Genomic DNA, 15,261 nt, shown 5'->3' on the forward strand with positions numbered 1-15,261 from the left:
ACTGTCTGGAAGTGGTGAGATTTGACTATCACTGGCAGAAAACAGATAATTATGTTATCGCTGAAACATATTAGATTAAGAATAGATGCGCATTATATTGTCTTATTACTTTTTCTGAAACTTGAAGGACTACAGCCTTTGTTATATGTAGTGCTGCATTGTTTCATTGGTGTGCTTTTTTATATAACGTCCTAAGTAACTTTCAGATATACCGAAGTACTGGTTAATTTCTTTTGCTCTGATTTTATCTGTCTGATAGATATTTGCCTGGATATATTGAAGAATATCGAGAGACTTATTAGCTGAACATTCATCGGCTTGTGGAGGTAAAAACAAATATAGAAAAATGTCTGGCCGGTGAATGGTATGATTGCCACAACCAGGTTTTCTTGGCTTTAAAGACCCGGACACATAAGTTATTGATATACCGGTTGTACTTTTGTGGATTGTAATAAAATTACAATCGGAAGTAATGTTCTTATTGCTCCTAATGTTCAGCTTTATACAGCAACTCACCCTATTGATTTAGATGAACGGCTAGCACCTGTCGAAACAGAAGATGGAATACAACGAATTCGCCGTACTTACGCTTTGCCTATTACGATTAAGGACGGATGCTGGATCGGTGGCGGCGTAGTAATCCTTCCCGGAATTACAATTGGGTACGGTAGTGTAATCGGAGCAGGTAGTATCGTTACAAAAGATATTCCGGCAAATAGTTTGGCTGTTGGAAATCCATGTAAAGTGATACGTCAAATCAATCAAACTAAGAAACCATGATAAAATTGATAACTTTTGATTTGGATGGTACAATTGCCGATACGATCCCAATGTGTATCGAAGCCTTTAAACAGGCAGTAGTTCCCTATACATCAAAAGTGTTTAGTTCTATCCAATCGATAATTCTATTGCAATGATTTAGATATGTTCCAAAGTAATCTAAAAAGCGGACGAAAAGTCCGTCCCGGAGTTCCAAAAAAAACGGTTCCTGAAAAAGAGGAACCGTTTTTATTCGTATTGAAATTTTTTATTTCAGAGCTTCGTTTACCTGTTTCATCAGATCTTTTACATCCTGATTTGCCGGATCTAAAGATTGAGCTTGTACCAGATAATCCTTTGCTTTTTTGAAGTCGTTCACCGCTTTAGCTTTCTCAGCATCATATTTTGCTTTATCGCTATTCGCTATCGGAGTTGCTGCCTGCAAAATCTTTGCTCCATTGTTAAAGTATAAACTAGCTAAGCTGGCCAGTCCCTGGGTTTTAAAACTCTTGGTTGTCAAATTCACCACTTTAGTATAATTTTCAGCAGCCTTCGCTTCATCACCTGCTTTTTGGAATGTCTGTCCTTCCTTCATATAATAAGCAGCATACATGGTTTCCAACTTCATATTTCCCGGAAATGCTTTCATTCCATCCTGCAAAGTGGTCAACATTTCTGCAGTTTTATTCTGGCTTTTTTGTGCCTGTGCTTTTCCCAGATAAGAAGACGCACCTTTGTAGTTATTTTTGATAGACATATCAAAATATTTCTCAGCAGCTGCGTAATTCTTTATTTTAGTAGCACAGTAAGCCGTATTATAGACAGTTGCATTATCTTTATTGTTTACAATTTTCAGATAAGCTTCATATTGCTTGAAAGCCTCTGGATAATTTTTAGCTTTAACAGCTGCATTACCGGCATTTTTTTCTGTAGCCCCCGGATCCTGAGCAAAAACACTTACCGTCAATAAAACACTTAAAATTAAAAATGCAATTCTTTTCATAGTTCAGAATAATATTTAATAGTTATCATTTTTATAATAGTTACAGCCCCTAAGGTAAAAATGTCTCTCTAAAATTCAAAATCATTTTCAGATTTTTTACAAATGAGCTATTATTTTCACATGCAGGGGTTACTTTTCTATTCACTCATAGAGCAAGGATAAAATTTTTTTCAATCCTTCTTCGTCTTCCTGATCGAAGGCATCAAGCTTATCACTATCTATGTCCAGACAAGCAAACACCTTTCCTTCGGGATCACGAATAGGGATGACAATTTCACTTTTAGACATGGAATTGCAAGCAATATGACCGGGAAAGTCTTCAACATTCCCGACTATAACGGTCTTTTCAGAAGAAACAGCAGCCCAGCATACTCCGGTATGATGCCGTAATTTCTGGCAGGCCACAGGCCCCTGATAAGAACGGACGATCAGTTCGTCATCGATCAACGCATATACTCCGGTCCAAAAAAATGTCTGCATTTTATGGTGCAAAACAGCTTCCATGGTCGCTAATCGTGCCCAAATATCTTCAGTGGTATGAATATAACCTTTAATTTGCTCATACAGCCGGTCATATTTGGCTAGTTTAGCACTTTTACCTGTATCGTTCATTAGGCCTCTTTTGTTAAACGTTCCAAAATATCCACTAAATGTTTCCACCATTTCCCGACTGTTTCGATATCTACTTTCTCATCCGGGGAATGCACACCACGTAAGGTCGGGCCGAAGGAAATCATATCCATTCCGGGATATTTCTCCAAAAACAGTCCACATTCCAATCCTGCATGGATAGATCTGACTACAGGTTCATAACCGAACAGTTGTTTATAAGATTCCACTGCAATTTTCAAAATAGCGGATTCCGGATTAGGTGCCCACCCCGGATATCCTTCTCCATGCTCCACTTCAGCACCGATCAAACGGAATACTGCAGCCACCATATGAGCAATATTCATCTTCTCCGAATCGACATCACTTCTCTGGGAAGTTGTAATCAAGATCGTATCGTTTTCGATAAATTTCACTGCTGCGAGGTTAGTAGAAGTTTCTACCATTCCAGGCATCCGATAACTCATCGCGAATACACCATGAGGACAAGCATACAAGGCATTCAATAATTTATTGGTAAATTCCTGAGTCAATACCTCTCCAGGTAAATCGACAGATTCCAGTTCCAACTGTAGTCCCGGTTCTGTTATTTTCCAAACCTCCTCCATCTCAGCTGCATACATATTGAAGTCAACCCGGATATTTTCTTTCAGGACTTCATCGAAAACGATCACCGCATTAGCTTCCCGGGCTATGGCATTTCTCAGGTTTCCTCCTTCCAAAGATGCAATCAACAGACCATACCGCTCATTCAAATCCCACAGAAAGCGATTCAATATCTTGATCGCATTTCCTCTCCCTTTATTAATATCATCACCGGAATGTCCGCCCTGCAATCCTTTCACTTTAACCTGAACAGCAAATTTATGGGCAGGTAAAACCATTTTTCGGTAAGGCAAGCGAATAACGGTATCGATTCCACCGGCACATCCGATAAAAATTTCCCCTTCATCTTCCGAATCCAGATTCAATAATATCTTGCCCTGAAAAAATCCAGGCTGTAAAGCAAAAGCCCCGGTCAATCCGGTTTCTTCGTCAACGGTAAACAGACATTCCAAAGGTCCGTGCTGAATATTTTCATCTGTCAAAACAGCCAATGCAGCAGCTATTCCAATACCATCGTCCGCTCCCAGTGTCGTACCTTTGGCTTTTACCCATTCACCGTCTATATAAGGTTTTATCGGATCTTTATCGAAGTCATGAACGGTATCTGCATTTTTCTCACAAACCATATCCATGTGTGCTTGTAAAACCACACCCGGGGTTTGTTCTTTTCCCGGAGTAGCCGGCTTCGTAATCAATACATTACCTGCTTCATCCTGACGAGCTTCCAGCTGATGTTTCTTAGCAAATTCCATCAACCAGGCAGCTATTTTTTCTTCTTTTTTAGATGGGCGGGGAATTTTACAGATCTCTTCGAAATAACTCCACACCAATTCGGGTTGTAATCCTTTAAAAATTTCCATTTTATTTGTTTTTCATGGTTTATTTAACAACAACGGATATGACGTTAGCCCATCATATCCGTTAATTTCTTCAACACCCAAACACAAGATTTAATTTCCTGCGGAGCAATGGTAAAAGTCAGGTCAGCATGTACCTGCTCTTCGATATTGGTCAAAACCTTTTTGGCCTCTATGCCTTTTTCGGTCAGGACCACAAAATTATTCCGCTTATCTTCCTGACACATTTTCCGCTGCACAAACCCACGTTTCGTCAGGGTATTCAATAGTTTCGTCACATTGTATTTATCTTTCTGAAGCCTCTTGGAAATAGTTTGCTGATTCACGTGATCTTCCGCCCAGAGCACCTGTAATAATTCATATTGTTCCCTGCTCAAATCGAATCCGGCTTTCAAAAACTCACGATTTAAAGTTTTGGTATATCCCCGCTCAGCTTTACTGAGATAAGAGACTAATTCTCTGACATCATCCATAGTTTATGTTGCGTTTTATACTATACGCAAACATAAGCATTCTTTTTATATTTCACACCAAATCGGCCCGTTTTTTATCAACATATTTATTTCAGACAGGCTCCATTTTCATAATAATTCTCAGGAGTCAGGTAACGAAAATATACATCCGAATTCTGATATCCGGCGGCCATCAGACATTCATAAATGACTTTCGCAACTTCGTGTTGTACCTCCGGAGGCCGTTCAAAATAATCTACTTCTACATAAGGCCAATCATTACCGCTCTTAATGGTTACATCTTCGACCACGCTGGAATGAATCAGCTCGAACACGATATGTTCACGCGGGCATCCGATCGTCTCTTGTAGCCGGTCTGCCATCCGACGACTCACACCTGCCATCCGGGAAGCTTCTACAAAATGAAATTTAAAAAAAGGCATAACAATAAAAGTTTTTAGTAGAATATGAATATTTAAATACCGCTGTTTTTTAGTTGTTCGAAAAACCAGGGAATCGTTTCTTTTACCTTTCTCACCACTTCTGCCAGCGGCAAATCCATCTGTCCTCCGGCAGCATTCAAATGACCTCCCCCATTGAAAAAAGCCTTAGCCCATTCATTGACCGGCACATTTCCCTTAGAACGAAAAGATAATTTTACCCTTTCCCTGCGTTCCGTGATTTGTACCGATACACAGACATTGTGAACAGAGAGCGGAATATTGACCAACCCTTCCAAGTCTCCGTCTTTGTAATTATAGCGGTCTAATTCTTCCCGGGTAATCGGCATAATAGCCACCGGATATTGTTCATTCACCTCCAGTTTATTGAGTAAAACATTTCCAATCAGACGCAGACGGGATAAATTGTTCATTTGATAAATCCGTTCATGGATATAAGCTTTGTCCAATCCTGCTTCCAACAGGTCTGCGATAATCCGATAGGTCTGCGGATGAGAAGAATTATGACTCAATCCTCCCGTATCGGTATTAATGCCGGTGTACAAAGCGCCGGCGATATCCGGAGTAACGATCTCCTTTCCCCAAATCTGTGACATGACGATATAGAGTAGTTCACAAGTCGAAGAAACCTGAGTATCGGAGATTACGTATTGTTGCGGATCGGGATCCGGATGATGGTCGATGATTACACGCCCGGCAGGAGAAGCCACCACCCAATTTTCAAGGTCACCTTCCCGGGCAACTGTATTGTGATCGAGCATAAAAATAAGGTCGGCATCGGCAAGTAAGCGTTTACATTCTTCCGGTTTTTCCTGAAAAGAAATAGCCGAAGAGATATTTTTCAAAAAACGGAGATATTCCGGAATAAAATCACAGGTCAGGATATGCCATTCTATTCCCACTTGCTGCAACACTTCAGACAAAGCCGAACAAGAGCCTGCCGCATCACCATCTGCCGAAATATGAGGAATAATCACCGTTTTTAAAGTCCCCTGCCCTAATCGTTCTTTTAATCTCCTTATTTCATCCGCATTATTTTTCATAAACCAATTGTTTTTATTTTCCTATTATACAGGGATCTACCTTTATCTCTAAAAAAATAAGCTGCCCCCAAGGACAACTTACCAGCCAGTTATTCCCACGTGATAATTTACGATCTCACGGCTTCAAAGGTAATAAAACTAAATCTATTTTTAAAATAGAATAACTCACGAGGCATAGCTCCTACCTCCGTGAGTTATAAAAAACAGTCATTAGGACTGGTTTATAGATTATTCCCACTCGATTGTTGCAGGTGGTTTTGAACTGATGTCATAAACAACACGGTTGATCCCCCGGACATTATTTATAATCCGATTGGAAACCCGGGCCAGAAATTCATAAGGCAAGTGACACCAATCGGCGGTCATGCCATCTGTCGATTCAACTGCCCGAAGCGCAACCACACTTTCATAAGTCCGCTCATCTCCCATCACACCGACACTCTGTACCGGTAGCAGCATCACTCCGGCCTGCCAGACTTTATTATACAATCCTTCTTCCTGAAGCATAGAAATAAAAATGTGATCGGCTTCTTGCAAAAGTCTTACTTTTTCGGGAGTGATCTCGCCTAAGATCCGGATAGCCAAGCCCGGACCTGGGAAAGGATGACGTTGCAGGAATTTATCCGGCAAACCAAGACTTTTTCCTACCCGGCGAACTTCATCTTTAAATAACAAACGGAGAGGTTCTACCAGTTTTAATTTCATATAATCGGGCAAACCTCCTACGTTGTGATGGGATTTAATAGTCTGTGAAGGTCCGTTTACCGAAAGCGATTCAATCACATCGGGATAGATCGTACCTTGTCCCAGCCATTTGGCATCTTCTATTTTAGAAGCTTCCTGATCGAAAACATCGATAAAAGTACTTCCGATAATTTTCCGTTTCTTTTCAGGTTCGGTGACACCTGCCAGACGTCCTAAAAACAAATCTCCGGATTCCGCTCCGACCACATTCAGTCCTAACTCTTTATAATTCTCCAGAACCGTTTTATATTCGTCTTTTCTCAGCAAACCATTATCAACAAAGATACAGGTCAGATTTTTACCAACAGCCCGATGCAATAACATAGCTGCTACAGTAGAATCTACCCCACCGGATAATCCCAGAATCACCCGGTCGTCTCCCAATTTCTGTTTTAATTCAGCCACTGTCGTCTCTACAAAAGAATCGGGGGTCCAGTTCTGTGAACATCCGCAGATACCCACCACAAAGTTGCGAAGCAGACAAGTTCCCTCGGTACTATGATATACTTCAGGATGGAACTGAATACCGTAAGTAATCTCGTTCTCTACCTTAAAAGCGGCATTTTTCACATCTTTGGTACTGGCAATCACCTGACAGCCTGCCGGTAATTTTTCTATCGTATCTCCATGTGACATCCATACCTGTGAATTATCGCCGATACCTTTAAACAGCTTACTTGTTTTATCGACGAAAGCTAAATTCGCCCTGCCATATTCACGTTTGTTAGAAGCCTTTACCTCTCCTCCGAAATGATGAGCCAAATACTGAGCGCCAAAACACACTCCCAATAAAGGCAACTGACCTTTTATCGCCGTCAGATCCGGCTGAGGAGCTTTATCATCCCTGACGGAAAAAGGACTTCCGGAAAGAATAACTCCTTTTACAGAGGAGTCGAGAGCCGGATAATGATTGTAAGGATAAATCTCACAATATACATTCAATTCCCGGACTCTTCTCGCAATCAACTGGGTGTACTGCGATCCGAAGTCCAATATCAAAATTTTTTCCTGCATCTTATTTGTTTTGATTTGAGGTGCAAAGATAAAAATTAAAGGTAAAAGGTAAAAAATATCTTTTCATAAATTTCAGGTTTAGAACTATTATTTAAACTGATAAGAATACTCTCAAATAAACAATTTCTTTTATATTTTTGGCCAATGAAAACCCCACCTCGGGATTTTCGTACAAATCGGTAATTAGAAACTATTATTTATGGATACAACACCTCGATATCGGTTAGGATTGGTGCTCAGCGGCGGTGGAGCCCGGGGCTTCGCCCACATCGGAGTCGTACAAGCCATGTATGAAGCAGGCCTCCGTCCCGATATCATCTCGGGCACCAGTGCCGGCTCGATTGTCGGAGCCATGATTGCCGCCGGTCATACCCCCGAAGAATGTTTGAATTTTTTCCTGGGGAAAAAAATTTTGCATTTTGCCCGTCCCACCATGTCGAAGAAAGGGATCATGATTATGAACGGTATGGAAGAACGGCTGGCAGAATTTCTGCATGTCAAGACTTTTGAAGAACTGAAAATTCCCCTGGTTATTACAGCCAGTGACATTAACGGAGCTGTACCCGTCCATTTTGAAAAGGGAGAACTTCTCCCCTGCATTATTGCTTCCTGCTCTATCCCGGTAGTCTTTACTCCCCGGGAAATCGATCATGTCGATTATGTCGACGGAGGAGTCTTTATGAATCTTCCCGTACGTCCCATACGCAAGCGTTGCGAGAAAATTATAGCCGTCGAAATCAATTCGATAGATACTTCGGAAAAAATCACCAACATGATCGGTATGGCTATCCGTTCTTTTCATCTGGGTCTGGACCGGAATACCGATATCGACCGGAATATGTGCGATGTATTCATATCCCCCCAAAATATGACCAAATACAGCATGTTCGATCTGGAACACATCAGAGAGATCTATGAAGAGGGATATCTCACAGCCAAACGTATTCTAAAAAATTCGATCTTACAGACCCGGCATCAGGTTTTGGCCTGATCGTCCGGTCAGCTTATCCTTTCAGCCTTCCGTCAACGGACATCTGAGCTCTTTCAATTTCCGGTAGACATAAATAAAGGCTGGAATCAGAAAGAGATCGGCTGCCAGCCAGGCTGTCGGATCGCCGAAACAAACTGCAATATAACCGTATACCGGTACGGCATATATGCTGACCAGGGTACGGGCTATCATTTCGGAAACTCCGGAAAGCATAGCCAGATTCGTATACCCTGCCCCCTGAATGGTGTAACGCAGGATACAAAGCAATCCCAGGAAAGGAAAGAAATAGGCAGATACGTGCAAAAACAACTCCGTATTTTTCAATATTTCCAGTTCGGTAGTATCTACAAAAAGTAAAGCCAACGTCCTCGCCCCGACCATTAAAACGACAAAGGTCAGTAAGGCGTAAATCAGCATCATCACCCCACTGGCTTTGATCCCTTGCCAGATACGTTTCGGCTTACCTGCTCCGTAATTTTGTCCGCAATAAGTCGCCATAGCGATTCCCAAACTTTCAAAAGGACAGATAAAAAACATTTTGATCCGCATAGCAGAGGTAAAAGCAGCCACACAAGCCGTTCCCAAGGCATTATTTGCACTTTGAAGCATAATACTACCGATCGCAGTGATCGAAAACTGTAATCCCATCGGTACGCCGATATTTAATAAAGTCCTTGCCAGATGCAACTGAAATTTATGCTCTTTGGCTTCCCCTTTCAGTATCTGAAAATGCCTGTACATGTATACATAACACAATAAGGCAGAAATTCCCTGAGAAAAAACAGTAGCGATCGCCGCTCCCAAAACTCCCCATTTCAATACCAGAATACAGAAAAGGTCCAGGATAATATTGAGTATAGTCGAAAAGAGCAGAAACCAAAACGGTGTCTTACTATCTCCCAATGCACGGATAATGCTGGATAGAAGATTGTACAGAAACGTACAGGGTACTCCGATAAAAGTCACCAGCAAGTAGGCATACGCACCCTCGAAGATATTCTCCGGTGTACGCATAATCCTCAAGATATCTGCACAATAGATACTGGTAATCAAAGCAATCATAACAGACATCACCAACGAAAGCTGCAAACTCACAGCCACCTAACGCCGCATCATGACATAATCACGGGCACCGAACTTCTGGGCCACCGGAATACCGAAACCACAACTACACCCATTACAGAAACCCAAAATCAGGAAAATCACGGAACTACTGGCTCCGACAGCAGCCAACGCATTTATTCCCAAGAATTTTCCGACAATAGCAGCATCTACCAACGAATAAGTCTGTTGAAGCAAATTGCCCAAAAGCAAGGGCATCGTAAAATTGAAAATAAGTGGCAGCGCGGGCCCTGCTGTCATCTCTCTGGAAGTTGCCATAACTTAATTTCAAATCAAATCATTGTATTTTTTCACCCATTTTCTCAACGAGCGCCGCATTTCCTGCCAGTATAGAAATACCCCGGTTTTCCCTGAATCTGCGGACGATGCCTCCGGCTTCCTGTACAATCAAGGCTCCGGCACACATATCCCAGGGCTGTAATGCCAATTCCCAATATCCGTCCAACCAACCGGCAGCGACGCAGCATAAATCATAAGCAGCCGAGCCCATTCGTCTTATCCCCCGGATGGAAGGCAGGATTGCAGCCAGATTTGCAGCATTATTATCCGGATTTACATCTTTATCGTAAGGAAATCCTGTTCCCAAAACAGAATGAGCCAAATCCTGTTTTTCAGCAACACGGATCACTTTTCCATTGTACCGGGCTCCTCTGTCCCTGATTGCCGTATACAACTCGCCGAGATACGGCGCATAAACAACCCCCAGAATGGTTTCTTCCCGGTATTGCAACCCGATAGATACTGTAAATACAGGTAATCCCTGGCTATAATTATTCGTACCGTCCAAAGGATCGATCACCCACCGATACTCGGCAGTACCGGCATGAGCACCGCTTTCTTCCCCAAAGACTGCATGCCCGGGATAGTGCTTCTGAATCTTATCCAACAGAAAAGCTTCACTTTCTTTATCGGCTCTTGTTACCACATCGTACACATTCGATTTGGTTTGTATACCCAAATCATTTCCCCTGAAATAGGAAAGCTGTATCTTTCCAACTTCTTTCGCCCAGGCTACCGCATATTCCAATGCCTGATTTAAATCAATACTCATTTTAATTACTTCCCATTAAAAACAAAAAATCCTTTAACACCCTTCTATTTCTTTCAGCGCTTTCACCAATTGATCCGGACAGGAAGTACGTTTACTTCCACATTGTATACCTTCCAATCTTTCTATTACCTCCTCTACTTTCATTCCCCTTACCAACATCGAAATTCCTTGCAGATTTCCGCTGCATCCTCCTTCGAAACAAACTTCCCGGATCACCCCATCCTCCACGGTCAAATCAATAGCTACCGAACAAACGAGCGACGATGGTATAAAATGAATCGATTTTTTCATCGTTTAAATTATTTATATTTCCAAGCTTTTCCACAACTACGGCACTTCCAGGCCGGCCGGAATAAGGGAGAAACCTTCTTCAAGGACTTTCAGAGCTTCCTGCCAACATTCATGCCGGACGAGCAGCTTTACTCCACCGATTGCCTGTGCATGGATCCCCGTCCGGACCGTCAATTCATCCTGCATCCGGGTTTCGATCCCGGCAGATTCTAAAAAAGCCTTAGCCATATAGGCTTCCTGCGGATTTATAAAGGTTTGTACGATCACCCAACTGTCCATTGTATAGAAAGTTTGTCAGTTAAAAATCAATTCTTTTATTCGAATTTTTCCGGAACTTTCCAGGTTCATCCCTACTGATCTCTCAAGCAATCGGCACATCGATCCACTTTCCTCCCTGCAATTGTCTAACGGTATGGAATCCAGCTTCTTTCAGCGCCTGTAAAGCCTCCGCCCGCCCGGCATTGATCAAATCCGGACGGTGGGCATCAGAATTAACCAGTACCGGTATCCCCAAAGCACGAATAAAGGCAAAATGCCGGATATCCGGAAAAAAACACCCTTTACGTAAAAAAGCTTTAGTATTGATTTCCATCATGATACCTCTTTCAGCAATCAGCGTAAAGTATTCCTTCAACATATCGGTAAACCAGCCCTGCCGGAATAGATCCGGTTGACAAATCCCGGCATTATAAGAAATCTTATCGGCATGTCCGACAAAATCAAAACCTCCCGCTTCCACCATACGCATGGCTGCAACAAAATAGCGGGTGACCATCTCCTGCAAATTCCCACGAAAATGCTTTTCCAATAAATACCGGAAATTTTCAGGATCGGTATCTGTATCGATAATTTCCTCTTCGTCAGTATACACCAAATGGACTGATCCGATCCGGTAATCCAACGGTAAAGCCTGAAAATAGGAATTAGCCGGATTCTGAATTTCATTCAGATAGTCTATTTCCAAACCGGCATAGATCTCGATTTCTCCTGCATATCTCTGTTTCAACCGCCCAATTTCCTGTAAATAATCGGGCACCCGCTCTTGCGATAAAGTCCAGCACGTCTCGAAAGGAAGCGGAGCATGTGAAGATATACCGTAAGAAGTAAAGCCGGCAGCGATAGCCGACTTCACAAAATCTTCCATAGGAGCTTTTCCGTCACAAAAAGAACAATGACTATGATAATTGGTCAGATTCATACCCCATTTCCCGATCACATTCTTTCCGGCATCTCAATGCCTAACATTCCCATGGCATTTTTAATCGCCTCACCACATTGTTTAGCCAGCAACAAACGGAAATTTCTCAAAGCTTCATTTTCTTCTTTCAGAATAGAAAAATCATGGTAAAACTGATTGAATTCTTTAGCCAAGTCATAAGCGTAATTAGCCAATAATGCCGGACTATAGGTTGTCCCTGCTTCTTTCACCACGTCAGGCAATTTAGCCACCAATTTAATCAGATTCTGTTCTTTTTCCGAGAGCTGAATATGTGTATCCGCCGACAAAGGTGATGCCCCTGCGTCTGCGGCCTTACGTAATACCGACTGAATACGCGCATAAGTATATTGTATAAAAGGACCGGTATTTCCGTTAAAATCGATCGATTCTTTCGGGTTGAACATCATGGTCTTTTTGGGGTCTACTTTCAGAATAAAATATTTCAACGCCCCCAAAGCCACTTTCCGGTATACCTCTTCGGCCTCAGCTTCGGAATAGCCGTCCAATTTTCCTAATTCCTGAGAAGTTTCTCTGGCTGTATCGATCATTTCAGCCATCAGATCATCGGCATCGACAACCGTACCTTCACGGGATTTCATCTTTCCCTCAGGTAATTCAACCATTCCGTAAGACAAATGCTTAATTTTATCCGCCCAGGGGAAACCCAATTTACCACAAATCAATGAAAGTACCTGGAAATGATAATTCTGTTCATTTCCGACGACATAGATCATTTCATCCATATCGAATTCATTGAAGCGTTCGTAGGCCGTACCTATATCCTGAGTCATATAAACCGAAGTACCGTCGTCCCGTAACAGTAATTTATGATCCAGCCCGTCTCCGGTCAAGTCGGCCCAGACACTACCGGTTTCTTTCCGGTAGAGTACACCGTCAGCTAAACCTTTCAGGACAATGTCACGGCCTTTTTTATACGTTTGTGATTCGAAATATACTTTATCGAAACCCACCCCCATCAAGCGATAGGTTTCGTCGAAACCTTTCAACACCCAATCGTTCATAGTACGCCACAAACTCACGGTCTCTTCATCACCGGCTTCCCATTTACGCAGCATTTCCTGCGCTTCCAGCAAGATCGGAGCTTTTTTCTTGGCCTCTTCTTCTTCCATTCCCTCCTTTTCCATCAAAGCTTTTATTTCAGCTTTATATTCCTTATCGAAACGAACATAGTAGTCGCCGACAAAATGGTCGCCCTTCGTACCTGTAGACTCGGGAGTAGCACCATTAGCGAACTTTTTCCAGGCAATCATACTCTTACAAATATGTATTCCCCGGTCATTCACCAAATTTACCATCCTCACTTCATGTCCATTGGCTTTTTGTATCTCGGATACCGACCAACCCAACAGGTTGTTACGGATATGACCGAGATGTAAAGGTTTGTTCGTATTAGGCGAAGAATACTCGATCATGTAAGAATGCCCGCTATTTTCATGCACATATCCATACTTCGGGTCCTGAGCCACTTCGTTCAATACACCTAACCAATAAGCCGCTGAAATCTCGATATTCAAGAATCCTTTCACCACATTGTAGTCTTTAATCTCTTCAATGTGTTGTTTCAGGTAGCCCCCCAATTCTTTCCCCGTCTCTTCCGGAGATTTCTTCGAAAAACGCGTAAATGGAAAAACAACCACAGTCAAATCTCCCGCAAACTCTTTCCGGGTAGCTTGTAACTGCACTTTATCCTTATCCACATCAGCGTCATAGCACTGCTTCACAGCTTCTATCACCTTGGTGGTCAACAAACTTTCTATGCTCATAGTATTCTGACAATTAATTTTTCACAGGTTACAAAAATACAATTATTTAGTGAAACATTAAAAATGAAAGTGGAATAAAGCCTTTTACGGTCGTAATTTTTGTAAAAAAATATAAATATGATAACTTTGGAGCGTAATTTGATATGTCCCAAGGATTCAGTATACTTCAAAATACCAATAAATGAAACTCTAAAAGAAGAAAAATAAAAAATCTCTATAGTGGGTGATAAATAAAAAATCAATTAATTATGGAAAATTCTTTATCTACAATGTCTTTGGACACATTGGTCAATAAACTTATTGATCTCAGTGTTTCATTCGGTTCCAAGTTGCTGGTGGCACTTCTGGTGTTCTTCATCGGTCGTTGGATTGTAAAAAAATTAAATCGTTTAGTTATAAACATACTTACGAAACGGCATGTCGAAGCTTCATTGGCCACTTTTACCAAGAGTTTGGTGAGTATCACCCTGAATTTCACTTTAGTGATTATCATTATCAGTGTTTTAGGTATCGAGACAAGCTCATTCATCGCTTTATTTGCTTCTGCCGGTGTCGCTGTCGGTATGGCATTGAGCGGTACACTGCAAAATTTTGCCGGTGGAGTGATGATACTGCTTTTCAAACCGTTTAAAGTGGGAGATTATATCGAAGCACAAGGTCAGTCGGGAACAGTGAAAGAGATCCAGATTTTCAATACCATCATTACGACTACCGATAACAAGGTGATCATCATTCCTAACGGAGGCTTATCTACCGGAATTATGATGAACTACTCGAAAGAATCGCAACGGCGGGTCGACTGGGTATTCGGAATCGGCTACGGTGATAGCTACGAACATGCAAAAGCTGTCATTGCCCGGCTTTTAGATAATGATCCCAGAGTATTGAAAGATCCCAATTATTTTATCGCTTTAACCGCTCTTAACTCCAGTTCTGTCGACATTGTCGTTCGGGCCTGGGTAAAAGCAGAAAATTATTGGGGTGTCTTTTTCGATATGAACGAAAAAGTATACAAGACCTTTGCAGAGGAAAACCTCAATATTCCTTTCCCGCAAATGGATGTACACCTCTATAACGAAAAATAATCTTTTTACTGTCGGCAGGACTAGATCATGATCCTGCCGACAGTAAAAAATCCCCCTTAAAACATTACCAGCCTTTTTTCGTTTAAATAACTATAGAGGAGTTCTATAAATTAAAATATTGTAGTACAGTTGTTTATATGGTTCCAAGAGCGTAAATTTGCAGAAAATAA

14 protein-coding genes and 4 pseudogenes are annotated in these 15,261 nt (G+C 41.8%); 4 read left to right on the forward strand and 14 right to left on the reverse strand.

Features of this window, described 5'->3' with window-relative positions; all coding sequences use genetic code 11:
- Positions 1-92: 92 nt before the first annotated feature.
- Positions 93-336: pseudogene (locus WS42_RS15615) on the reverse strand (AraC family transcriptional regulator); the annotation flags it as partial.
- A gap of 2 nt (positions 337-338) precedes the next feature.
- On the opposite strand from WS42_RS15615, the pseudogene WS42_RS12450 reads away from it, so the two are divergent.
- Both WS42_RS12450 and WS42_RS15620 read left to right on the forward strand, forming a co-directional pair.
- Positions 339-780 (forward strand): annotated as a pseudogene (locus WS42_RS12450) (DapH/DapD/GlmU-related protein).
- Positions 777-887: pseudogene (locus tag WS42_RS15620) on the forward strand (HAD hydrolase-like protein); the annotation flags it as partial. The pseudogenes WS42_RS12450 and WS42_RS15620, both read left to right, overlap by 4 nt.
- A gap of 140 nt (positions 888-1,027) precedes the next feature.
- Here the strand turns inward: WS42_RS15620 and WS42_RS12455 are convergent.
- From WS42_RS12455 to guaA, 7 genes are all read right to left on the reverse strand, one after another.
- Positions 1,028-1,762 carry a tetratricopeptide repeat protein gene (locus WS42_RS12455; RefSeq protein WP_013610932.1) on the reverse strand — a complete coding sequence of 245 codons (735 nt, stop codon included), beginning with the start codon at positions 1,760-1,762 and terminating at the stop codon, positions 1,028-1,030.
- A gap of 141 nt (positions 1,763-1,903) precedes the next feature.
- On the reverse strand, positions 1,904-2,374 hold the full coding sequence (gene msrC / locus WS42_RS12460; protein WP_013610931.1) for a free L-methionine (R)-S-oxide reductase MsrC: 471 nt from the start codon (positions 2,372-2,374) through the stop codon (positions 1,904-1,906).
- Entirely contained in the window at positions 2,374-3,837 is a 1,464-nt protein-coding gene (locus WS42_RS12465) for an aminoacyl-histidine dipeptidase (protein WP_022160322.1), read from the reverse strand. The genes msrC and WS42_RS12465 overlap by 1 nt, the downstream gene beginning before the upstream one ends.
- A gap of 44 nt (positions 3,838-3,881) precedes the next feature.
- Entirely contained in the window at positions 3,882-4,307 is a 426-nt protein-coding gene (locus tag WS42_RS12470; RefSeq protein ID WP_013610929.1) for a MarR family winged helix-turn-helix transcriptional regulator, read from the reverse strand.
- Positions 4,308-4,393: 86 nt separating this feature from the next.
- A complete protein-coding gene (locus WS42_RS12475) occupies positions 4,394-4,729 on the reverse strand; it encodes a DUF1904 family protein (protein ID WP_013610928.1) in 336 nt (111 codons plus the stop codon).
- A gap of 32 nt (positions 4,730-4,761) precedes the next feature.
- Positions 4,762-5,790, reverse strand: coding sequence for a DHH family phosphoesterase (locus WS42_RS12480; RefSeq protein ID WP_013610927.1), 1,029 nt, complete (start codon positions 5,788-5,790; stop codon positions 4,762-4,764).
- 228 nt (positions 5,791-6,018) lie between these two features.
- Complete coding sequence (gene guaA, locus WS42_RS12485; RefSeq protein WP_013610926.1) at positions 6,019-7,548, reverse strand: glutamine-hydrolyzing GMP synthase; 1,530 nt, start codon at positions 7,546-7,548, stop codon at positions 6,019-6,021.
- 199 nt (positions 7,549-7,747) lie between these two features.
- Here guaA and WS42_RS12490 point away from each other — a divergent pair, with 199 nt between their 5' ends.
- On the forward strand, positions 7,748-8,539 hold the full coding sequence (locus tag WS42_RS12490; protein WP_013610925.1) for a patatin-like phospholipase family protein: 792 nt from the start codon (positions 7,748-7,750) through the stop codon (positions 8,537-8,539).
- Positions 8,540-8,560: 21 nt separating this feature from the next.
- Here the strand turns inward: WS42_RS12490 and WS42_RS12495 are convergent.
- The 6 genes and pseudogenes from WS42_RS12495 to argS all read right to left on the reverse strand — a co-directional run bounded on the left by WS42_RS12495 (position 8,561) and on the right by argS (position 14,006).
- Positions 8,561-9,919, reverse strand: a pseudogene (locus WS42_RS12495) (MATE family efflux transporter).
- A 19-nt stretch (positions 9,920-9,938) separates the two neighbouring features.
- On the reverse strand, positions 9,939-10,712 hold the full coding sequence (locus WS42_RS12500; protein WP_022160326.1) for an inositol monophosphatase family protein: 774 nt from the start codon (positions 10,710-10,712) through the stop codon (positions 9,939-9,941).
- Positions 10,713-10,745: 33 nt separating this feature from the next.
- The gene (locus WS42_RS12505) at positions 10,746-11,003 is read right to left on the reverse strand and encodes a TIGR03905 family TSCPD domain-containing protein (RefSeq protein ID WP_022160327.1); all 258 of its coding nucleotides are present in this window, start codon (positions 11,001-11,003) and stop codon (positions 10,746-10,748) included.
- A gap of 36 nt (positions 11,004-11,039) precedes the next feature.
- Entirely contained in the window at positions 11,040-11,282 is a 243-nt protein-coding gene (locus WS42_RS12510) for a putative signal transducing protein (RefSeq protein WP_013610921.1), read from the reverse strand.
- Between the two features lie 82 nt (positions 11,283-11,364).
- Positions 11,365-12,201, reverse strand: coding sequence for a histidinol-phosphatase (locus WS42_RS12515; RefSeq protein WP_013610920.1), 837 nt, complete (start codon positions 12,199-12,201; stop codon positions 11,365-11,367).
- 14 nt (positions 12,202-12,215) lie between these two features.
- On the reverse strand, positions 12,216-14,006 hold the full coding sequence (gene argS, locus WS42_RS12520; protein ID WP_022160328.1) for an arginine--tRNA ligase: 1,791 nt from the start codon (positions 14,004-14,006) through the stop codon (positions 12,216-12,218).
- Positions 14,007-14,254: 248 nt separating this feature from the next.
- Between argS and WS42_RS12525 the strand changes: the two genes are divergently transcribed.
- Positions 14,255-15,091 (forward strand): mechanosensitive ion channel family protein, encoded by an 837-nt coding sequence (locus WS42_RS12525; RefSeq protein ID WP_013610918.1) that lies wholly within the window; start codon positions 14,255-14,257, stop codon positions 15,089-15,091.
- The last annotated feature ends 170 nt before the right edge of the window (positions 15,092-15,261 follow it).

Source organism: Odoribacter sp. N54.MGS-14, from assembly GCF_000980295.1.
Classification (GTDB): domain Bacteria; phylum Bacteroidota; class Bacteroidia; order Bacteroidales; family Marinifilaceae; genus Odoribacter; species Odoribacter splanchnicus.